The sequence below is a fragment of the Phocaeicola coprocola DSM 17136 genome, from assembly GCF_000154845.1.
Lineage (GTDB): Bacteria > Bacteroidota > Bacteroidia > Bacteroidales > Bacteroidaceae > Phocaeicola > Phocaeicola coprocola.
Map to the genome: position 1 here is coordinate 1 of NZ_DS981505.1, position 18,424 is coordinate 18,424.

21 protein-coding genes and 1 tRNA gene are annotated in these 18,424 nt (G+C 43.2%); 17 read left to right on the forward strand and 5 right to left on the reverse strand.

Features of this window, described 5'->3' with window-relative positions; translation table 11 throughout:
* Positions 1–751: hypothetical protein (locus BACCOP_RS15615; protein ID WP_007570859.1), on the reverse strand; the 751-nt coding region annotated here is incomplete at its 3' end.
* A gap of 368 nt (positions 752–1,119) precedes the next feature.
* Between BACCOP_RS15615 and BACCOP_RS15620 the strand changes: the two genes are divergently transcribed.
* The 11 genes from BACCOP_RS15620 to BACCOP_RS15670 all read left to right on the forward strand — a co-directional run bounded on the left by BACCOP_RS15620 (position 1,120) and on the right by BACCOP_RS15670 (position 10,395).
* Positions 1,120–1,740, forward strand: a complete 621-nt coding sequence (locus BACCOP_RS15620) for a glycoside hydrolase family 16 protein (RefSeq protein ID WP_007570862.1) — start codon at positions 1,120–1,122, stop codon at positions 1,738–1,740.
* On the forward strand, positions 1,737–2,903 hold the full coding sequence (locus BACCOP_RS15625) for a glycosyltransferase (protein WP_007570864.1): 1,167 nt from the start codon (positions 1,737–1,739) through the stop codon (positions 2,901–2,903). Before BACCOP_RS15620 ends, BACCOP_RS15625 begins: the two co-directional genes overlap by 4 nt.
* Before the next feature lie 10 nt (positions 2,904–2,913).
* On the forward strand, positions 2,914–3,627 hold the full coding sequence (locus tag BACCOP_RS15630; RefSeq protein ID WP_040312186.1) for a WecB/TagA/CpsF family glycosyltransferase: 714 nt from the start codon (positions 2,914–2,916) through the stop codon (positions 3,625–3,627).
* 91 nt (positions 3,628–3,718) lie between these two features.
* Positions 3,719–4,768 (forward strand): mannose-1-phosphate guanylyltransferase, encoded by a 1,050-nt coding sequence (locus tag BACCOP_RS15635; protein WP_007570868.1) that lies wholly within the window; start codon positions 3,719–3,721, stop codon positions 4,766–4,768.
* Positions 4,769–4,897: 129 nt separating this feature from the next.
* Positions 4,898–5,116: a hypothetical protein gene (locus BACCOP_RS15640; RefSeq protein ID WP_007570870.1), complete on the forward strand. Its 219-nt coding sequence runs from the start codon at positions 4,898–4,900 to the stop codon at positions 5,114–5,116.
* A 2-nt stretch (positions 5,117–5,118) separates the two neighbouring features.
* Positions 5,119–5,523 carry a putative toxin-antitoxin system toxin component, PIN family gene (locus BACCOP_RS15645; RefSeq protein WP_022125977.1) on the forward strand — a complete coding sequence of 135 codons (405 nt, stop codon included), beginning with the start codon at positions 5,119–5,121 and terminating at the stop codon, positions 5,521–5,523.
* Between the two features lie 247 nt (positions 5,524–5,770).
* Positions 5,771–6,646, forward strand: a complete 876-nt coding sequence (locus BACCOP_RS15650; RefSeq protein ID WP_007570874.1) for an Rpn family recombination-promoting nuclease/putative transposase — start codon at positions 5,771–5,773, stop codon at positions 6,644–6,646.
* A gap of 42 nt (positions 6,647–6,688) precedes the next feature.
* Positions 6,689–7,996, forward strand: coding sequence for an AAA family ATPase (locus BACCOP_RS15655; RefSeq protein WP_007570876.1), 1,308 nt, complete (start codon positions 6,689–6,691; stop codon positions 7,994–7,996).
* Positions 7,997–8,007: 11 nt separating this feature from the next.
* Complete coding sequence (locus BACCOP_RS15660) at positions 8,008–8,646, forward strand: hypothetical protein (RefSeq protein ID WP_148315586.1); 639 nt, start codon at positions 8,008–8,010, stop codon at positions 8,644–8,646.
* Between the two features lie 65 nt (positions 8,647–8,711).
* Positions 8,712–10,040, forward strand: coding sequence for a nucleotide sugar dehydrogenase (locus BACCOP_RS15665; RefSeq protein ID WP_148315589.1), 1,329 nt, complete (start codon positions 8,712–8,714; stop codon positions 10,038–10,040).
* 25 nt (positions 10,041–10,065) lie between these two features.
* Entirely contained in the window at positions 10,066–10,395 is a 330-nt protein-coding gene (locus BACCOP_RS15670; RefSeq protein WP_007570879.1) for an L-rhamnose mutarotase, read from the forward strand.
* A gap of 207 nt (positions 10,396–10,602) precedes the next feature.
* On the opposite strand, the gene BACCOP_RS15675 is transcribed toward BACCOP_RS15670, so the two are convergent.
* The 4 genes from BACCOP_RS15675 to rsmI form a co-directional block, all read right to left on the reverse strand.
* Complete coding sequence (locus BACCOP_RS15675) at positions 10,603–11,031, reverse strand: Fur family transcriptional regulator (RefSeq protein ID WP_007570880.1); 429 nt, start codon at positions 11,029–11,031, stop codon at positions 10,603–10,605.
* Between the two features lie 50 nt (positions 11,032–11,081).
* Entirely contained in the window at positions 11,082–11,573 is a 492-nt protein-coding gene (locus BACCOP_RS15680) for a DUF4251 domain-containing protein (RefSeq protein WP_040312174.1), read from the reverse strand.
* A gap of 113 nt (positions 11,574–11,686) precedes the next feature.
* Positions 11,687–12,541: a Cbp1 family collagen-binding glycoprotein adhesin gene (locus BACCOP_RS15685; protein WP_007570882.1), complete on the reverse strand. Its 855-nt coding sequence runs from the start codon at positions 12,539–12,541 to the stop codon at positions 11,687–11,689.
* Between the two features lie 29 nt (positions 12,542–12,570).
* Positions 12,571–13,245, reverse strand: coding sequence for a 16S rRNA (cytidine(1402)-2'-O)-methyltransferase (rsmI, locus tag BACCOP_RS15690; protein ID WP_007570883.1), 675 nt, complete (start codon positions 13,243–13,245; stop codon positions 12,571–12,573).
* Between the two features lie 173 nt (positions 13,246–13,418).
* Between rsmI and BACCOP_RS15695 the strand changes: the two genes are divergently transcribed.
* The 6 genes from BACCOP_RS15695 to BACCOP_RS15720 all read left to right on the forward strand — a co-directional run bounded on the left by BACCOP_RS15695 (position 13,419) and on the right by BACCOP_RS15720 (position 18,416).
* Positions 13,419–14,030 carry a thymidine kinase gene (locus BACCOP_RS15695; protein WP_040312175.1) on the forward strand — a complete coding sequence of 204 codons (612 nt, stop codon included), beginning with the start codon at positions 13,419–13,421 and terminating at the stop codon, positions 14,028–14,030.
* A 310-nt stretch (positions 14,031–14,340) separates the two neighbouring features.
* Positions 14,341–14,416 (forward strand) — tRNA-Lys (locus tag BACCOP_RS15700).
* Between the two features lie 55 nt (positions 14,417–14,471).
* Positions 14,472–15,311 carry a helix-turn-helix domain-containing protein gene (locus BACCOP_RS15705; protein WP_007570886.1) on the forward strand — a complete coding sequence of 280 codons (840 nt, stop codon included), beginning with the start codon at positions 14,472–14,474 and terminating at the stop codon, positions 15,309–15,311.
* A gap of 130 nt (positions 15,312–15,441) precedes the next feature.
* Positions 15,442–15,894 (forward strand): DUF4405 domain-containing protein, encoded by a 453-nt coding sequence (locus BACCOP_RS15710; protein WP_007570887.1) that lies wholly within the window; start codon positions 15,442–15,444, stop codon positions 15,892–15,894.
* Between the two features lie 140 nt (positions 15,895–16,034).
* Positions 16,035–17,177: an aldose epimerase family protein gene (locus BACCOP_RS15715; protein ID WP_007570889.1), complete on the forward strand. Its 1,143-nt coding sequence runs from the start codon at positions 16,035–16,037 to the stop codon at positions 17,175–17,177.
* 9 nt (positions 17,178–17,186) lie between these two features.
* Positions 17,187–18,416, forward strand: a complete 1,230-nt coding sequence (locus tag BACCOP_RS15720; RefSeq protein ID WP_007570890.1) for a glycoside hydrolase family 76 protein — start codon at positions 17,187–17,189, stop codon at positions 18,414–18,416.
* The last annotated feature ends 8 nt before the right edge of the window (positions 18,417–18,424 follow it).

Sequence of the window (18,424 nt, forward strand, 5' to 3'; positions counted from 1 at the left end):
CCTCGTATTCCTTGCACCGGGTCAAATCCAGATTGGCAAAGTCAATCCTGCCGTCAAACCACTTGGGATGACCACGTTTTCCTGTTTTCTGCTCCAATGTCGGATAGTACAGGATTACGTCATTCCGAAAGCGGCTGATGACATGGAAATCGTTCTCACACATAGGTGTTATGAATGTTTCCTTGGAAAAGAATGCGTCTGCAACCACCGTTCTGGACAGGCTCTGTAGCTTGTCTTTTCTACTGATAAGATAGCTGCTGTACCAGTCAACGAGGCTCTTGTCCATATTATCCAAGGTCTTACAATCCGGCGTCTGAATGGAACCTAAAGTCATGCATTCATGATTGTCGATGTCAATGACACCGATGCCCATGATTTCCAGTCCACGCTTGTATTCTCCTGCACAACCAGACCAGAAGTAACCTATCCAAGGTGTCTTCTTGCCTGATTTGGGAATATAGGAAGGATCGATGGCGATGGCTTTTCTTTTGCCTGTGAGATGCTTGCTGATGATAGAGCCGTTGAACGCAAACCAGTCGAAAGTTTCATGCTCAAAAAGGTTACGATAAGTCTGTTCTGAGAAACAGCCATATCTGCCCAATTGGAGGAAGTTTATACGATCCGGGATGGCCATGAATAATTTCATGGTGTCCATGAACGTTTTTTCAAAAGGTTTTTGTATATTCGCTACTGATTTGAGAGCCGACAGGCACTCGGATTGGTATTGCATAAGGAGTGTTTCTTTAGTCATAATCAGAAGAGTTGAGAGACTTCTAATTTACTAAAAAACCAGCGAATTATGCAATACTTTTTTACCTTTATTATCAGCAGGTTAGCACATTTTTTTCAGCACATTTCTTCATGCTTAACCATTCGTTTTAGACAACATTTCAATGACCTCTTTAGTGTTTCCGAACCGACTTTTGCCGGTTTTATTGTTTAACTTTTAATTTTTCGGTAAAAATTTACCGAAGTATTGAATTTATAATAGGAGTATTAATATTATTATACAATATTTCATATCTATCAGCACAAATTTTTGAAAAAAATCCTTCGTGGAAAGAAAATTTCAATCAGGGTAATATACCTGATGCGAGTTATTGGAGCTATGTATTAGGAATGAGAGGAAAAGAACTCGAATATTATACCAATAGCAGAGAGAACGTGCATATAAAAAGTGGAAAACTTATAATCAAAGCTATTGAAAAACAAAAGGGAAATGCACTATGTACTTCTGGCAGAATTCATACACAAGGAAAAGTTTCATTTTTATATGGCAAGCTAGAAATTAAAGCAAAATGTCCTACAGGAAAAGGAATATGGCCTGCAATCTGGATGATACCAGAAAAGTGGTCTTTACCATTTGGAGAAATAGATATTATGGAATATATTGATTGTTGGAAAGCAAAAAAATATCAAATTAATATCCATATAGAAACTAATAAAAATGGGGAAAAAAACAGAAAAACATATCCCAAAATGGTAGAAGCTAATGTTAATCAATACCATATATATACTTTGGAATGGTACAAAGATAAGCTTAAATTTTTTCTGGACCATAAACTTTGTTATGAGTTTAATAAAGAAATAGGAAAACCATGGCCATTCAATAAACCATATTATCTCATACTAAATGTAGCTTACGGAGCATGGGGAGGTACATGTGGTATAGATAATTCAAGTTTTCCGCATGAAATGAAGGTAGATTGGATAAAATATTATAAACTAATAGAGCAATGAAATATATACTTGTAATAGATCATATTGCAACAGGAGGAGCTGAACGAATTCTGATTGATTATTATCATCATTTAAAAGAGAAAGGATATCATCCTTATATATTTGTATTATCAGGTTTTCCAGGACAAAGTAAATGGACTAAAGATATTAAAAATATAATTTACGGTTCCAGTGGTGATGAAGATAATCTTATAAGAAAAGGCATACAACAATTAAGCTTATACTTCAAGCTAAAAAAGCTCATTCAACAAGTAAAACCAGATGTTATATTCTCGTTTTTAGAAAAAAGTAATTTATTGACTATTTTAGCTCCTTCTACTGCAATTAAAATTGTATCTGTACATAACGTTTTATCTATTCAATATACAAAAATCAAATCTCCTAAAATTAAAAACATAGTATATAACATTATAAAATGGATGTATAATAAATGTCCAAACGTTATCGCTGTTTCTAAACAGGTAAAAGATGATTTGATTACATCATTTGGAGTAAAAATTGATAATATCTGCATAATCAACAACTATGTTGACAGAGAAAATATACAAATCAAAGCGCAAGAAACAATTGAAAACTTCACATTCCTACCTGAAAGAAAATATATTATGAACATTGGTCGTTTTTCCGACCAAAAAGCGCAATGGAAGCTATTAAAAGCATTTGCATTATACATTAAAAATACTAGTGAAAATGTAGGATTAGTTTTAATGGGACATGGAGAATATACAGAAGAACTCAAACAGTTAGCTCAAAAACTACAAATAGAACAATATACAACTTTCCTTCCCTTCAATATAAATCCATATAAGTACATGAAGCATGCTCATCTTTTTGTATTATCCAGCATTTATGAAGGCTTCCCCATTGTATTAGCAGAAGCCTCATCATTACGTTTACCTTTTTTGGGAACTCAAAAAGCCATACCTGAAGAAATGTTCGACAAAAAAACATTTTGGGAAGAATGTATTTTCCAAAGCAGTTCACTAGAAAAAGATTTTTCAACAACAATACATCAAGACGAGCAAGCTTTAGCCGCATTAATAAAAAAAGGAGTAGAAGATGAAATTTTCAGACACAAGATATTAGAATCTACAGCTCTATGGGAACAAAATAACACAAAAAAGAAACAATTTGAGTGTTATGATTCTATTGCAAACCAATAAAGATATAAACATGTTCTCCACTTTAATTAAAAATATTATTTCTACAGAAAGCAAATCTATCAATCAACTCTTTAATCAAAAAGGGCAAATATATACATTTCTAAATCCGGTATCTTATTTGACTGCTTTAGACAACAAGATATTATTTGAACAATTTGATGGTATATTTGCTGATGGTTCAATCCTTGTAGCTGCTATAAAAGTCCTATATGGAAAAACAGTAACAAGACGAAGTTTTGATATGACTTCACTTGCTCCAGAATTACTGAAGTATGCAGAAGACAATAAAAAAACTATTTATATAGTTGCATCCAAACAAGAACAAGTTGAAAAAGCTATATCTATATTCAAAGAAAGATATCCCTATCTACAATTCTCAGGATATAGAAATGGATATTTTTCTTCTGAAGATGAAATGGATATAGAAGCTGCATATATTACAGAAATAAATCCTGATTTTCTTATCGTTGGTATGGGAGTATTAATGCAGGAAAAATTTTTACTTAAAGTAAAATCGAAAGGCTTTCAAGGCATTGGATTTACTTGTGGTGGATTTATTCATCAAACATCAAAAAATGAAATAGAATATTATCCAGCATGGGCAGATAAACTGAACCTACGATTTATTTATAGAATGTATAAAGAAAAACACACTCGCAAACGATATTTACAAGCTGCATTTTTATTTCCAATACGTTTTTTCTTTGAACGAGTTATAGGATAATTATATTTTCAGCTCTTAAAATACAATATAAACGACATAAATATTAAGTTTTCCGCAGGAAGTAAACAATTCTAAATCTATTAAAACCAGCATGCAAAATCATATAGTTATTATGGCAGGCGGCATAGGAAGCCGTTTCTGGCCCATGAGTACATCCGAATATCCCAAACAGTTTATCGACGTAATGGGGGTAGGAAAATCGTTGATTCAGCTCACGGTGGAGCGTTTCAAGGACATCTGCCCGAAAGAGAATTTCTGGGTGGTGACTTCGGAAAGGTATGTCGACATCGTAAAGGAACAGCTTCCGCAGGTTCCGGCTCAGCATATTCTGGCGGAACCGGAAGCAAGGAATACGGCGCCGTGTATCGCGTATGCATGCTGGAAGATCCGAAAGGAGTTTCCGCAGGCGAACATCGTGGTGACGCCTTCGGATGCGCTGGTGATTGATACGGCGGAGTTTGTGCGCTGCATTGCCGTGGCGCTGGAGAAAACAGCGGACTCGCAGGCTATCGTGACCTTGGGGATGAAGCCTACCCGACCGGAAACGGGATACGGGTACATAGCTGCTCAGGGGGAAGCGGACGCAAAGGGTATCTGCAAGGTGGAAGCGTTTAAGGAGAAACCGGATGTGGAAACGGCAAAGGGATATCTGGCTGCGGGAAATTATTTCTGGAACGCGGGGATATTTGTGTGGAACGCGGACACGATTACGAATGCCATACGCAGGTATGCGCCGCAGATTGCGGGAGTGATGGACGAGCTGGAGCCTGCCTTGTTTACGGACAAAGAGGCGGAGGAGCTGAAGCGGCTCTTCCCTACTTGCGAGAAGATTTCCATCGACTATGCGGTGATGGAAAAGGCGGAGGATATCTTTGTACTGCCGGCGGAGTTCGGATGGAGTGACCTGGGTAGCTGGGGTTCGCTGCGCACGTTGCTGCCGCAGGATGAAGCGGGCAATGCCAAGGTGGGCGGCCGGGTGGATATGTACAACTGCCGGAACTGTGTGGTGCATGCGGCGGAGCACAGACAGGTGGTGCTGGAAGGTCTGGAGGGCTACATCGTAGCGGAGAAGGACAGACGGCTGCTGGTGTGCCGCCTGAGTGAGGAGCAGCGCATCAAGGATTTTGCTGCGGGGAAGTAAACGGGAATCGCCACGATTCCTGCTACTGAAAGATTTTGATTCTCCATTGTTTTTTTAATCCTTTTATCTTATTCATTAGGAAATAAAGAAAAAAATTTGTTCTTTTGTATTAGAACCAAATCCAAATATATGAATACTACAGTTTTTAATCCGGCTCAATTGCAAGTGCTTGAAATGATGTCGTTTGTGGATAGTCCTGAAGCATTAGCAGAACTTAAAAAGGCTATTTCTGACTATTTCGCCAAGCAAGCGCAAAAAGAAATTGACCGTTTGTGGGAGAATGGAGAATTAAATGAGGAAAAAGTCGATAAATTCTACCAACTACATGAACGTACTCCCTATAAATGAATATGAGAAACATTGTATTGGATACAAACTCACTGATTATTGCAATTTCAGCGAAGAATGACTGCCATAAAGTGTGGCAATCATTCTTGAATGGAGACTATACGTTATGTATAAGCAATGAAATCGTAGAAGAGTATCTGGAAGTCATGACTCGCAACATTAATAAGTATGTAGCCGAAACGATTATCTACACGATTCTTACTCGTGAAAATGTAAAGAAATTAACTCCTCACTACCGTTTTCATCTAATTACAGCAGACCAGGATGACAATAAGTTCGTAGACTGTGCCATAACAGCCAATGCGGAATATATCGTGACGGAGGATCACCATTTCAATGAACTTAAAAATATATCTTTCCCATCAGTTGCCATAATTAATTTGAAGGACTTCGCAAAAACATTGTAAGTCTAATGGTTGATTGTCGACGAATATATCAACTTGCATATTACTGATGATCGGCAGAACAGAATCTATCGGTAGTAGCGTAGTACTGAGTGAGGAGCAGCGCATCAAGGACTTTGCAGCGGGGAAATAACCGGAAATCGCCACGGTACTCTATACGGAGGGTATCGTGGCGATTTTTTTGTATTGGCTTGGCACTTTAAGGTTTATTTGTTTACTTTGTAAGTATCAACTACTAAATGCATTCAGTATGGAAAGCTATATTCGTTTTGACTGGGCTATGAAGCGCCTGTTGCGCAACAAGGCTAATTATGCGGTGCTGGAGGGACTGCTTACCACACTGCTGGAGGAAAAGGTGACCATCCAGAAGCTGCTGGAGAGTGAAAGCAACCAGGAGGATGAATTCGACAAGTATAACCGTGTGGATATGCTGGCGGAAAACTCGAAGGGAGAACTGGTGCTCATCGAGATTCAGAACAATAATGAGTATGCGTATTTCCAGCGGATGCTGTTTGGCGCTTCGAAGCTGGTAACAGAGTACATCAACCGCGGACAGGGATACGACAAGGTACGTAAGGTGTACAGCATCAACATCGTGTATTTCTCTCTGGGACACGGCAAGGATTTTGTATATCACGGAAAGACGGAGTTCGTGGGAATTCATGAAGGGGATGTGCTGGAACTGAGTCCGTTTCAGAAACAGACATTCAAAGTGGACAAAGTGAGCCAGCTTTATCCGGAATATTATATACTGAAAGTAAATGATTTTAACCGGGTGGCAAAGACGCCGCTGGAAGAATGGATTTATTACCTGAATACGGGAAATGTGCCGGAGAATGCTACGGCGCCGGGACTGAATGCGGTGAAGGAACGGCTGAAGCTGGATCGCATGAGCCGGGAGGAGCTGAACGCGTATTACAAACACTTGGATAATATCGTGATTTTACGGGACAATATAGAAACGGAACGTGCAGAAGGTCGTGCAGAAGGTCGTGCAGAAGGTCGTGCGGAAGGTCGTGCAGAAACACAAACCGCTATTGCACGTAACCTGAAGTCGCTGGGCATGAGCAACGAACAGATTGCAGCAGCTACGGGACTGGCAGAGGAGGAAATAAACAAGCTGTAAACAAGTGCAAAAGTTATTTCATTTTTACATTAAAGAAAGCAGATGCGACTGAATATTACCCATATCAACAAAATAAAGAAAGCTGACATTATTCTAAATGGTTTGACTGTCATTGCCGGAAACAATGATTCGGGAAAGAGCACAGTAGGAAAGCTATTGTTTTCAGTCATTAAGTCACTCAGTAATGCTGACAGACTGAGCTCACAATCGCAGGACAGAATCATGAGATTGAACTGCGCAGCACTTTATATGTATGTAAAGCATACCGAGACAGAGTCGGGAGAAAAAATCAAAGGGGTGATTCTGCCGTCTACTGCTGCCGCTTTCCTGAAAGAGGTGGAATCTTTTGCGAATGACAAACGATGGGTCAGTCAGCTGAAAGATAAACTGGAAAAAATAAACATTGTACCGCAGCAAAGGGCTAAAATTATAAGAAGCATAGACCAACTGGTACAATTGGCTACCGAAAGCAGCAACTCCGAAAAAATGCTGGAACGGGCTTTCCAAAGTATCATAGGAGCCGAATTTCTTAATTCTATCTGTACATACAATACTGAAATGTCTGAAATTTGTTTTTCTGAAGAACAGGGGAAAGATATAACCATACAGATAAAAGAGAATAAGGTAACGGGGTTTAAATGTAAAACGGAAACTTTTGTCAAAGACGCTACGCTGGTAGAATCGCCACTGTATATTCATCTGATAGATATCCTGGCAAATGCACAAATGCCGGGAGGACATTATTTCAATATTGCCGGAAAGGATGTATTACGCCCGCTGATAAATTATCACATAAAGGATATGGCACAGAAACTGGATGCTTTCCGTTTCTCGCTGCCTGATAACGTCTACTCTCCTTTTATACAAAAGGCACAGACACTTACTGATAACATCACTGGCGGACATTTCTATTTTGACAATGCAAAACGAAACATGTACTGGAAAAAGGGAGAACAGAATTATGCACCGGTTAATGTTGCTTCCGGAATAAAGGCTTTCGGTGTCTTGCAGATGTTACTGGAAACGCAAGCGCTGGATGAAAGTAAAATTCTGATATGGGATGAACCGGAAAATCATCTGCATCCGGAATGGCAGATCAAATTCGCGTCTGTGCTGGTAGAACTTGCCAAAGCGGGAATCCCTATCTTAATAAGTTCACACAGTCCTTATTTCATACAGGCCGTGAGATATTTCGCTGATAAATTGTCGATGAATGACTTTGTAAATTATTATCTGGCAGAGGAAACAGAAGACGAACTGTGTGTGCTGGAAGATGTTACGGACGATTTGAACCGGATTTTTATGAAACTGGCACAGCCTATGAATGAAATTGTAAACCTTGGCTTGTAACTGCAATGAATATGACTCCTGAACATATTTACAAGCAGGTAATGACAAAAACAGGTGTCACACCATGCAGTCTATGTCAGTTGCATGTTCCTTGCCGGCACACACCTTCTTGCCTCTCTTTACAACAAACGCCTGTTATCAATCTGGATGAAGTGGAAACACAATGGCACAGTGCGCAGGGATGTGCTTCTTCTCCTTCGTCTGATGCTCTTTCGTATACGGAAAAGGTATTGTGCTTTGTTGAACTGAAAGGGTGGAAAGAGTTTTTGTCACATCAGCCAATTGCTCAAAAACCATTGGCTTCCGAAAAGGAAAAACAAGTACTTGAAAAAAGGATAACCAGACAGGCAGGAAAATATGACTTGCAACGCAAACTGCTGGAGAGTATAAAGTTATGTGAAGATATTACAACCTGTAACCTGAACACAGGGCAAATTCAGATTGCTTTTATTCTGGTAACGGATGTAAATGTGGCAAGTAATCCTCTAAATGTACTAACACAGCAACTGAATATGCTGGCATTCACGACATCAAGCCGGGAAAAGGTTTGTACTTCGGCATTAAAAAAGCAACTGGATACACAGATTCGGGAACACAGAACTTATTTTATCGGTTGCAGAGATTTCGATGCGCTGATGTCGCAACTATAAAGTAGAATTTCATTTGACTTGTCTGATATTTTATATTAGCTTTGTAACAAAAGAGCATTTCCATGATGAAAAACTATACAATCGCTGTAGCGGGTACGGGCTATGTAGGTCTGTCTATCGCTACGTTGCTGGCGCAGCATCACCGGGTGGTGGCTGTGGACGTGATTCCTGAAAAGGTGGAGAAGATCAACAACCGTATCAGCCCGATTCAGGATGAGTATATCGAGAAGTATCTGGCGGAAAAGGAACTGAACCTGACGGCTACGCTCGACGGGGCTTCGGCTTACCGGGAGGCGGACTTTGTGGTGATTGCGGCTCCTACGAACTACGATCCGGTGAAGAATTATTTCGATACGTCGCACGTGGAGGAGGTGATCGACCTGGTGCTGGAGGTGAATCCGGATGCGGTGATGGTGATAAAGAGTACCATCCCTGTGGGTTACTGCCGGAGTCTGTATGTGAAGTATGCGGAGAAGTTCCGTACCTCTCCTGCCCTGGCGGGAAAGAAGTTCAACCTGCTGTTCTCGCCGGAGTTTCTGCGTGAGAGCAAGGCGCTGTACGACAATCTTTATCCGAGCCGCATCATCGTGGGATTCCCGAAACTGATAGCGGGACTGGATGAGGAGAACAGAGCCATCAAGGAAATCGCAGGTGAGCAGCTGGAGGAAAAAGCGCACGAGTTTGCGGCATTGCTTCAGGAAGGGGCTATCAAGCCGGACGTGGACACGCTGTTCATGGGTATGAAGGAGGCGGAAGCGGTGAAGCTGTTTGCCAATACGTATCTGGCGCTGCGTGTGTCGTACTTCAACGAGCTGGATACGTATGCGGAGGTGAAGGGACTGGATACGCAGGCTATCATCCAGGGTATCTGTCTGGATCCGCGCATCGGCTCGCATTATAACAATCCGTCGTTCGGCTACGGGGGCTACTGTCTGCCTAAGGATACGAAGCAGCTGCTGGCGAACTATCAGGATGTGCCGGAGAATCTGATTCAGGCGATTGTGGAGAGCAACCGCACGCGCAAGGATTTCATTGCCGACAGGGTGCTGCACAAGGCGGGATATTATGATTACTACAACCGGGGCAGCTATAATCCGGCGGAGGAAAAGGAATGTGTCATCGGGGTGTACCGCCTCACGATGAAATCGAACAGCGACAACTTCCGCCAGAGTTCCATTCAGGGTGTGATGAAGCGCATCAAGGCGAAGGGAGCTACGATTATCATCTACGAACCGACGCTGGAGGATGGCAGTACGTTCTTCGGATCGAAGGTGGTGAACAGACTGGAGGATTTCAAGGCGCAGGCGCAGGCTATCATCGCCAACCGCTATGATGCGTGTCTGGACGATGTGAAGGAGAAGGTATATACGCGTGATATTTTCCGCAGGGACTGATAAAAAACAAAACAGAACGGTATAAATGAAAAGATATTGTCAGACGTTGGATCTCTACGACGACAAGGAGTTGATAGAGGCTTACGTGGCAGAGCATGCGCACGTATGGGAGGAAGTGAAAGCGGGCATCCGTGAAGTGGGTATCGTGGATATGCAGATTTATATTTACGGCAACCACCTGTTTATGATTATGGATACGACGGACGAGTTTGATATGGAACGTGACTATGCCCGACTTGCTACACTGCCTCGTCAGGCGGAATGGGAGGAGCATATGTCCAAGTACCAGAAGGTGCTGCCGGGACAGTCTTCTCAGGAGAAATGGAAGCTGATGGAACGGATTTTCAAGCTTTGAAAATCCGGACATACTGATAGAGAAAATGAATGGTCGTATCAACACTCAAGAACAGAGCCTGATACGACCATCATATACGGGTATCTCCGCGGCTGTCGGTGCAGGTGGGAGTACACGGCGTGGGCTATCTGCCGCGCAACCACCGTCCGTATTACAGCATCCAGCCGCACATGTCGGTGAAGTATTTTCCGGGAGAGGACTACACAGTCATTTCATGCGGGCGGCACACTCGCGGCACACGCCCTTTACCATGTAGTTGATGCTGTGCAGACGGAAGCCTTCGGGCAGGTCGACAACGGGAATGTGGATGGACGGAAAGCAGAAGGTACGGTGACAGACTTCGCAGTAGAAATGCGTGTGCATGTCGTCGACGGTACAAGTGTCTTCGTCGGGACAGACCTCGTACTTCAGTGAGCCGCTGCCGTCTTCGATGTCGTGTACCACGTGGTGCGCCAGGAAATGATTCAGCGTACGGAAGATGGTGGAGCGGTCGACAGTGCCCAGCAGTGTTTCAAGCTCGATGAGTGACAGGGCACACGGGGATTCGAGCATGGCTTTCAGCACAAGGATGCGTACGGCTGTAGGTTTTACTCCTTTCTTTTCGAGTCTGACGGCATAAATTTCATTTGTTTCCATGATGTTTTTATTGTTTTCTGCTGTTCCGTTGACGCAAAGATAGGCATCTTTTATTGCAACCCGGTTGCATCGAGCTGTCCGGAATAATGAATGGGCTGCCTGTTGCGCATGGTGACATGAATGTTTGCCGAACCGTCGTCGTACAAGTCGACCGAGAACCTGAAGTTGTCTTCGCTGGTCGTAGCCTCGAACGTTATCCGGTAGCGGTCTTTCTTGAGCTTGCTGGAGTAGTTTTCTACGGGAGCCTTGAAGCGCAACCCCTCTCCTCCTCCATAGGGTATCTGATAGACCCTGCCGTAGTAAGGCAGATAGACATCGACAGAGTCTTTCTTCATCTGCAATCCGTAGGGTGTAGTCAGCGGAATGCTTCTGCCGCTCATAGGATATGCCATGCTTGCCTCCAGCTTGAATGTGCGGCCGTTGACCTGTTCGCCGACATAGGTCTTGAGAGCCTCTTTCTTTTCCTCACGGGTCTGTGCACCCGATGTACCTGCCACCAGCAGGAACAGTACAGCAACGATAAGATATCGGAATATTTTCATAAGTTTCTCCTTTCTGATTGGTTGACCGATGCAAGATAAACAAAAAAATCTGTTATTCATTCTCTATGTCGGAGAATGAATAACAGATTTAATTAAAATTCAGTTATTTATAATTATCGAACCTGAATAACCAGATAGCGTGATACGCTCCAGAACTGGTTAGGGTTAGTAATCTTCAAAGTAAGCTGTCCCTTGTCGTCCTTAGCAAGTTCGTACGAACCGGCAGGATGAGTAGTCAGCAGTGTAGCACGCTTAGAGTACAACTTGATTTCTTTATCCTTACGGATATCGATTTCTGTAAAGTAGTCTTTATTGAACTCATTGTCTTTCAGCACATCACCACGGTTCAGAATCTTCTGATCTTTCAGTTCCGACTTCGTACCGAATACATACCATGCAGTATTGAGAGCCTTATCCTGAGCAGCAACGGTCTTTGTCTTAGCCTCGTTTTCGGCAGTCAGCTGATCGACGTTCTTGTTCAGATCGGAAACAGCCTCATCGAGTTCGGCGATACGGATATTCTTCGAAGCCAGTTCAGCCTGAAGGGTTTCAATCTGGCGTTGTTTTTCTTCCAGCTGGGCAGTCAGGTTCTTGATAGCCTTTTTAAGCTGTGCCGACTGGTAGTTGCTGTTCTTAAGCTGTTCTTCCAGTTTGGCAATCTGTTCACGGTTTGATTTCAGTTTTTCGCTGATAAAGCGGATATCTTCCTTGATCTTGTCGGCGCTCGATTTGTTTTCGATAGCATCGCCGGTAAGATCCACACGGTTTTCAGCTTCATTGATTTCGCGGAAGCCTTCCTGAATTTCATTGAATGCTCCCATTATTTCATCCAGTTCGGCATCGCGGTTAGACAATTCGATCATCAGCGAGTCGTTCTGAAGTTTCAACGCATCTTTATTCTGGCCTGCATTATTACAAGAAGCAAGCACGGCCGCAGCACATAATGAAAATAAAACAACTTTCTTCATAGTTTTTTATCTGTTTAGAATTTATAACTTCAATCTTCTTTTCCTGCCAGTATAATGACAATTTCTCCTCTCGGCTCGGTAGCCGTGAAGTGTGCAATGACTTCCTGCAAGGTTCCCCGCACGCTTTCCTCGTGTATCTTGGATATCTCACGGCAGACAGAAACCTGACGTTCGGGACCGAATATCTCGGCAAACTGGGTAAGCGTTTTCACCAGCCGGTAGGGTGACTCGTAGAAAATCATCGTGCGCGTTTCTTCTACCAGACCGTTCAGACGGGTCATGCGTCCTTTCTTCTGAGGCAGGAAGCCTTCGAAGCAGAAACGTTCGTCGGGCAGGCCTGAAGCCACCAGCGCCGGAACGAAAGCCGTAGCTCCCGGAAGGCACTGTACCTCGATATCGTTTTTCACACATTCGCGTACCACCAGGAAGCCGGGATCGGATATGCCCGGAGTTCCCGCATCGGAAACCAGTGCAATGGTTTCGCCTGCCTTCAACCGGTTGATAATCCCCTCTACCGTCTTATGCTCATTGAACTTATGATAAGACTGCATCGCATTCTTGATTTCGAAATGTTTCAGCAAAATGCCCGACGTGCGTGTATCTTCCGCCAGAATCAGGTCGGCTTCCTTCAAGATACGGATGGCACGAAAGGTCATATCTTCCAAATTACCCACAGGAGTAGGAACAACATATAATCTTCCCATACAATATTTCAACTGTTAATATAGCAAAGATAGAAAGTTTTTAATCTCACTAGTTAATTTCATTCAATATTTAACAGTTGTTGTGTATAAAATAGCCGAAAAATGAAATTTCAGATAGAAGATAAGGCAAATTAACGACACAAATTGTATTTTTGCACCAAATTTTAGAACCAATGGTTGTTTTTTCAGAAGATCATACACATGAAACGTGCCGCAGAGGAAGAATAGAAGTTGTCTGCGGTTCGATGTTTTCGGGCAAGACAGAAGAACTGATCCGCCGCCTGAAGCGTGCTACCTTTGCCCGCCAGCGGGTAGAAATATTCAAGCCGGCCATCGATACACGCTACTCGGAAGCGGAAGTGGTTTCGCACGACAACAATTCGATTCCTTCTACTCCGGTAGACTCGTCGGCAAGCATCCTGCTGTTCAGCTCGGAAATCGATGTAGTGGGCATAGACGAAGCGCAATTCTTCGACGACGGACTGGTGAACGTATGCAACGAACTTGCCGACAGAGGGGTGAGAGTAATCATTGCCGGACTGGACATGGACTTTAAAGGTGTACCTTTCGGTCCGATGCCTGCCCTGTGTGCCATCGCCGACGAGGTGACCAAGGTACATGCCATCTGCGTGAAATGCGGAGATCTGGCCTACGTATCACACCGTACCGTAGCCAACGACAAACGGGTGTTGCTGGGAGAAAAGGAAGAATACGAGCCTCTGTGCAGATGTTGTTACCGGAAAGCGGTAGAAGAGGAAAAAAAGGCTCAGGCAAGTCATTCGTAAAGATCCGGCCGGCCAGAATGGAACGGCAGACCGGCACTCAAGAATAAATAAGGAGATAAAAAGCGGCTGCCGGCATGTAAAAAATCAGGCTGTCCGAATGTAAGAGCTCCGGCAGGAACGGGAATCTACAAGATTTCAGGAAAACCGGTTTGCAAAGGCTTATTTTTTCGAAAGCAAAATACGCTATAAATCAGCAAGATAAAAACGCAAAGGAAAATTTATTTGAAAAAACTTGCCAAAACATTTGGCAGTTTCACTCAAAACACCTACCTTTGCACTCGCAATCAGAAAATGAATGCAACACAGGTTTGATTCGCTAGCTCAGCAGGTAGAGCACAACACTTTTAATGTTGGGGTCCTGGGTTCGAGCCCCAGGCGGATCACCAAAAGAAAACCATCGATAACTAAATTATCGGTGGTTTTTCTTTTTTATATATCCCGATGAAAAAACTGCCCAAACACAGAGCTTCCGATATCTCCGATACTGGCATACACCTTCGTGTATTTTCAGCAGACGGCATACAACATACCCCTGTCGACTATGCGCATCAGGATGACTACTATATGTTCGGCTTCATCGAATCGGGTGAATGTGACATCCATATAGACTTCAACAGCTACAGGCTGACGGCGCATTGTGCCGCTCTGGTATTACCCGGACAGGTACACAGCTTTGTACAGGCTACCGGACTGAATGCGTATATACTGATGATTGACAGCGCATTCATTGAAGAAAATTCCAAAAGACCCTTCGAACAATATACACTTGGCACACAGACGGTAGAACTGTCACCGGAACAGCAGACTGAACTTACATCGCTGTTTACCATCCTGGCCGGCAAACTGGCACAGACCAGCAAACATCCACAGACACTGGCACTGCACCTGTCGCTTGCCATCATCGACATCATCGGAGAAGCTATCACCTCCAAGCAAACGGCTCATAGCCTGCCCCAACGTTATGTGGAGCATACCATCACCTTCAGAAACCTGCTCAAACAGCATGTAGAGCACAGCCACAGTCCCAGTTACTATGCACGCATGATGAATATCTCGCTCATGTATCTCAACGAAGCGGTTAAAGGGACGACGGGGTTCAGTGTCAGCCAGAACATACAATATGAAATTGTGACAAGAGCCAAACGGAGCCTGATATATACCAGTAAAAGCGTAAAGGAAATAGCTCAGGAACTCGGATTTGAAGATTACGCTTACTTTACCCGGCTCTTTTCGAAAACAGCAGGAATATCTCCAACAGACTTCCGCAAAAACCATAAATAGTCCAAGTACTCCCCTATCTTATCCATTGCCTCCGTTTCTTCATCGGGCTAACTTTGCATCCGGAACAACACGAAGTATGTATGCCGGACATACCCCGAACTGTACCGGCTAACCCTAACAAATAATAATCATGAAGAAACAAAGAACATTCTACATCGACCTCGTTCTGGCAGCTATATGTCTGCTCACTCTTATTACCGGTCTGATTATCCATGCGGCAGGTCATGGTATCGTACAGTCAAATGTAAAAATCTGGAGAGTTACACATATCGTATGGGGAGTATTGTTTCTCATCCTGTCCACTGGACACATAAGGGCTCACCGGGGATGGTATAAAAGCTTGCCCGAAAGATTCAGGCAACGCAGCAAGGTTACGGTTTGTCTGTCGGCCGTTTATTTACTGACAAGTGCGACAGGCCTCATCCTGATATTGCATCGGGAAAATGCCGGCACTCATTTAGGAGTACCGCATTATCAGGCAGGTATCCTGTTCGGCATACTGGCAATCTGGCATCTGTGCGGACGTATGAAAATACTCCTGACAATGAGAAAACACACTGAGACAAGGCCTCAGAAAGGGTAGGAACGGGGATGAACGGTAATTTGAGCAGATATTATTATTCATTGAATAAAGATTTTTGTTTAAATTAATGTAAAAAGCCTTTCTTTGCTTAGTCTGTTCTAAGGGACAGGTATCTTTTGTATAAACAAACTAATAAGCTTATGAAAAAAACATTAATTGCATCTATCTTATCAACATTATTCTTAACTGCATGCGTAGGGAACAAACAAGATAATTCTGCTGTTCTCACAGACTCCGGGCTGAACCCTCAGAACTTCGTTACTGACATAAACGGAAAAAAGACAGGTCTATTTGTTTTAAAGAACAAAAACAACATGGAAGTGTGTGTTACCAACTTCGGCGGACGAATCGTTTCGGTGATGGCTCCAGACCGTAACGGAGTAATGCGCGATGTGGTATTAGGATTCGACTCTATTCAGGATTATATAAAATATCCTTCCGACTACGGAGCAAGTATCGGCCGGTATGCAAACAGAATTGCAAACGGACGTTTTACACTGGACGGTACAACTTATCAATTGCCACAGAACAATTACGGACATTGTCTGCACGGTGGTCCTAAGGGATTCCAGTATGTAGTATATGACGCTACCCAGACAGACAGCAGTGAGGTGAAACTGTCTTACTACGCCAAAGATATGGAACAAGGTTTCCCTGGAAACGTGAACTGTACGGTTACCATGCGACTGACAGACGACAATGCCATCAATCTGAAGTACGAAGCGGAAACAGACAAACCGACTATCATCAACATGACCAACCATTCTTATTTCAATCTGGACGGAGATCCAGCCAAAGGAAATGCTGATTATTTATTAATGGTAAATGCCAGCCACTTCACACCGGTAGACAGTACATTCATGACAACTGGTGAAATTCTTCCGGTAGAAGGAACTCCGATGGATTTCCGCCAGCCCGCCGTACTTGGAGAACGTCTGAATGAAGAAACAGAACAACTGAAAAACGGTCACGGTATTGACCACAACTGGGTACTCGATACCAAAGGGAACATCAACGAAGTATGTGCTTCTCTGAAATCGGAACAGAGCGGTATCAAACTGGAAGTTTATACAGACGAACCGGGAATCCAGATTTACACCGGAAACTTCCTGGATGGCACACAAACCGGAAAGAAAAATACCAAATACAACTTCCGCGCTTCTGTATGTCTGGAGACTCAGAAATATCCGGATACGCCCAACAAGCCTGAATGGCCTTCATGCGTATTACGTCCGGGAGAAAAATATACAAGCCATACAATCTTTAAATTTGTTGTAGAATAATAAGCCATCATGAATCTTAGAAAATATATTTCAGTAATAGGTTGCTGTGCGGTATTGTCCGCATCTGCCGTAAATGACGGATATACCAATCAGGACGTATGGAGTGCTTATGAGGGCTTCAACAAGACTTTTCTTGACAGTAAAAAATACATTTACAAGACCGATACTTCCTTTCCAGAAGCAGTAGACCGCTGGAAAGGAGCTGCTGCAATCTGGTGCCAGCCGATGTACTGGGACATGTCGATGAACGCTTATCGCCTGGCTTGCAAACAGGGAGATAAAAAGCGTAAAAAGGAATTCAAGGAATTAAGCCGTAAAATATTTGAAGGAAATAAAGCACAATATGCCGGATTCAACTTTCATGACAACAATGAAAATACCGGCTGGTTTATTTACGACGATATCCAGTGGTGGACCATCACACTGGCACGTGCTTACCAGTTGTTCGGCGACGATGAATATCTGAAACTCTCGGAAGCCAGCTTCAGCCGTGTATGGTATGGCTCAGAAAAAGTCGGAGATACCGGTTCATACGACCCGAAGAAAGGCGGGATGTTCTGGCAATGGCAGCCGATACAGCATCCAAAGCCAAACGACAGTGACCGTGACGGAAAAATGGCATGTATCAATTTCCCGACAGTCGTAGCTGCGATGACACTTTACAACAGTGTACCTAAAAACAGAAAGCCATCAGCAGACAAAATTCCTCTGTATCAGACACGCGAACAGTATCTGGCCAAAGCAAAAGAAATTTACGACTGGGGTGTAGAGAATCTGTTCGACAAGCAAACAGGAAGAATAGCCGACAGCAGACACGGACAACACGAACCGGCCTGGAAAACCCATGTGTACAATCAGGCAACTTTCATCGGTGCTTCTGTACTCTTGTACAAAGCTACCGGAGATAAAAAATACCTGGACAATGCTATTCTGGCAACAGACTATACGGTGAAAGACATGTCGGCAGAACATGGAGTGTTACCATTCGAAAGCGGTATAGAGCAAGGGATTTATACAGCAATTTTCTCACAGTATATTGCAATGCTGGTATATGACTGCGGACAGCAGCAATATGTCCCCTTCCTGAAAAAAACAATCGCTACCGGATGGAGCAACCGTGACAAAACCCGCAACATCTGTGGAGGAGAATACACAAAGAAGTTATCGGAAAATGAAGTTATCGACAGTTATTCCGCATCGGGAATACCGGCACTAATGCTGCTTTTCCCGGCTAATTAATTTCATTT

Bases quoted from the DNA above. Each gene is read 5' to 3' on its own strand.
- BACCOP_RS15635 (WP_007570868.1), top strand. From the start codon at position 3,719: ATGCAAAATCATATAGTTATTATGGCAGGCGGCATAGGAAGCCGTTTC.
- BACCOP_RS15680 (WP_040312174.1), bottom strand. From the start codon at position 11,573: ATGAAAATATTCCGATATCTTATCGTTGCTGTACTGTTCCTGCTGGTG.
- BACCOP_RS15705 (WP_007570886.1), top strand. From the start codon at position 14,472: ATGAAAAAACTGCCCAAACACAGAGCTTCCGATATCTCCGATACTGGC.
- BACCOP_RS15685 (WP_007570882.1), bottom strand. From the start codon at position 12,541: ATGAAGAAAGTTGTTTTATTTTCATTATGTGCTGCGGCCGTGCTTGCT.
- BACCOP_RS15645 (WP_022125977.1), top strand. From the start codon at position 5,119: ATGAGAAACATTGTATTGGATACAAACTCACTGATTATTGCAATTTCA.
- BACCOP_RS15620 (WP_007570862.1), top strand. From the start codon at position 1,120: ATGAGAGGAAAAGAACTCGAATATTATACCAATAGCAGAGAGAACGTG.
- BACCOP_RS15720 (WP_007570890.1), top strand. From the start codon at position 17,187: ATGAATCTTAGAAAATATATTTCAGTAATAGGTTGCTGTGCGGTATTG.
- BACCOP_RS15625 (WP_007570864.1), top strand. From the start codon at position 1,737: ATGAAATATATACTTGTAATAGATCATATTGCAACAGGAGGAGCTGAA.
- BACCOP_RS15710 (WP_007570887.1), top strand. From the start codon at position 15,442: ATGAAGAAACAAAGAACATTCTACATCGACCTCGTTCTGGCAGCTATA.
- rsmI (WP_007570883.1), bottom strand. From the start codon at position 13,245: ATGGGAAGATTATATGTTGTTCCTACTCCTGTGGGTAATTTGGAAGAT.
- BACCOP_RS15695 (WP_040312175.1), top strand. From the start codon at position 13,419: ATGGTTGTTTTTTCAGAAGATCATACACATGAAACGTGCCGCAGAGGA.
- BACCOP_RS15675 (WP_007570880.1), bottom strand. From the start codon at position 11,031: ATGGAAACAAATGAAATTTATGCCGTCAGACTCGAAAAGAAAGGAGTA.
- BACCOP_RS15665 (WP_148315589.1), top strand. From the start codon at position 8,712: ATGAAAAACTATACAATCGCTGTAGCGGGTACGGGCTATGTAGGTCTG.
- BACCOP_RS15650 (WP_007570874.1), top strand. From the start codon at position 5,771: ATGGAAAGCTATATTCGTTTTGACTGGGCTATGAAGCGCCTGTTGCGC.
- BACCOP_RS15655 (WP_007570876.1), top strand. From the start codon at position 6,689: ATGCGACTGAATATTACCCATATCAACAAAATAAAGAAAGCTGACATT.
- BACCOP_RS15660 (WP_148315586.1), top strand. From the start codon at position 8,008: ATGACTCCTGAACATATTTACAAGCAGGTAATGACAAAAACAGGTGTC.
- BACCOP_RS15670 (WP_007570879.1), top strand. From the start codon at position 10,066: ATGAAAAGATATTGTCAGACGTTGGATCTCTACGACGACAAGGAGTTG.
- BACCOP_RS15715 (WP_007570889.1), top strand. From the start codon at position 16,035: ATGAAAAAAACATTAATTGCATCTATCTTATCAACATTATTCTTAACT.
- BACCOP_RS15640 (WP_007570870.1), top strand. From the start codon at position 4,898: ATGAATACTACAGTTTTTAATCCGGCTCAATTGCAAGTGCTTGAAATG.
- BACCOP_RS15630 (WP_040312186.1), top strand. From the start codon at position 2,914: ATGTTCTCCACTTTAATTAAAAATATTATTTCTACAGAAAGCAAATCT.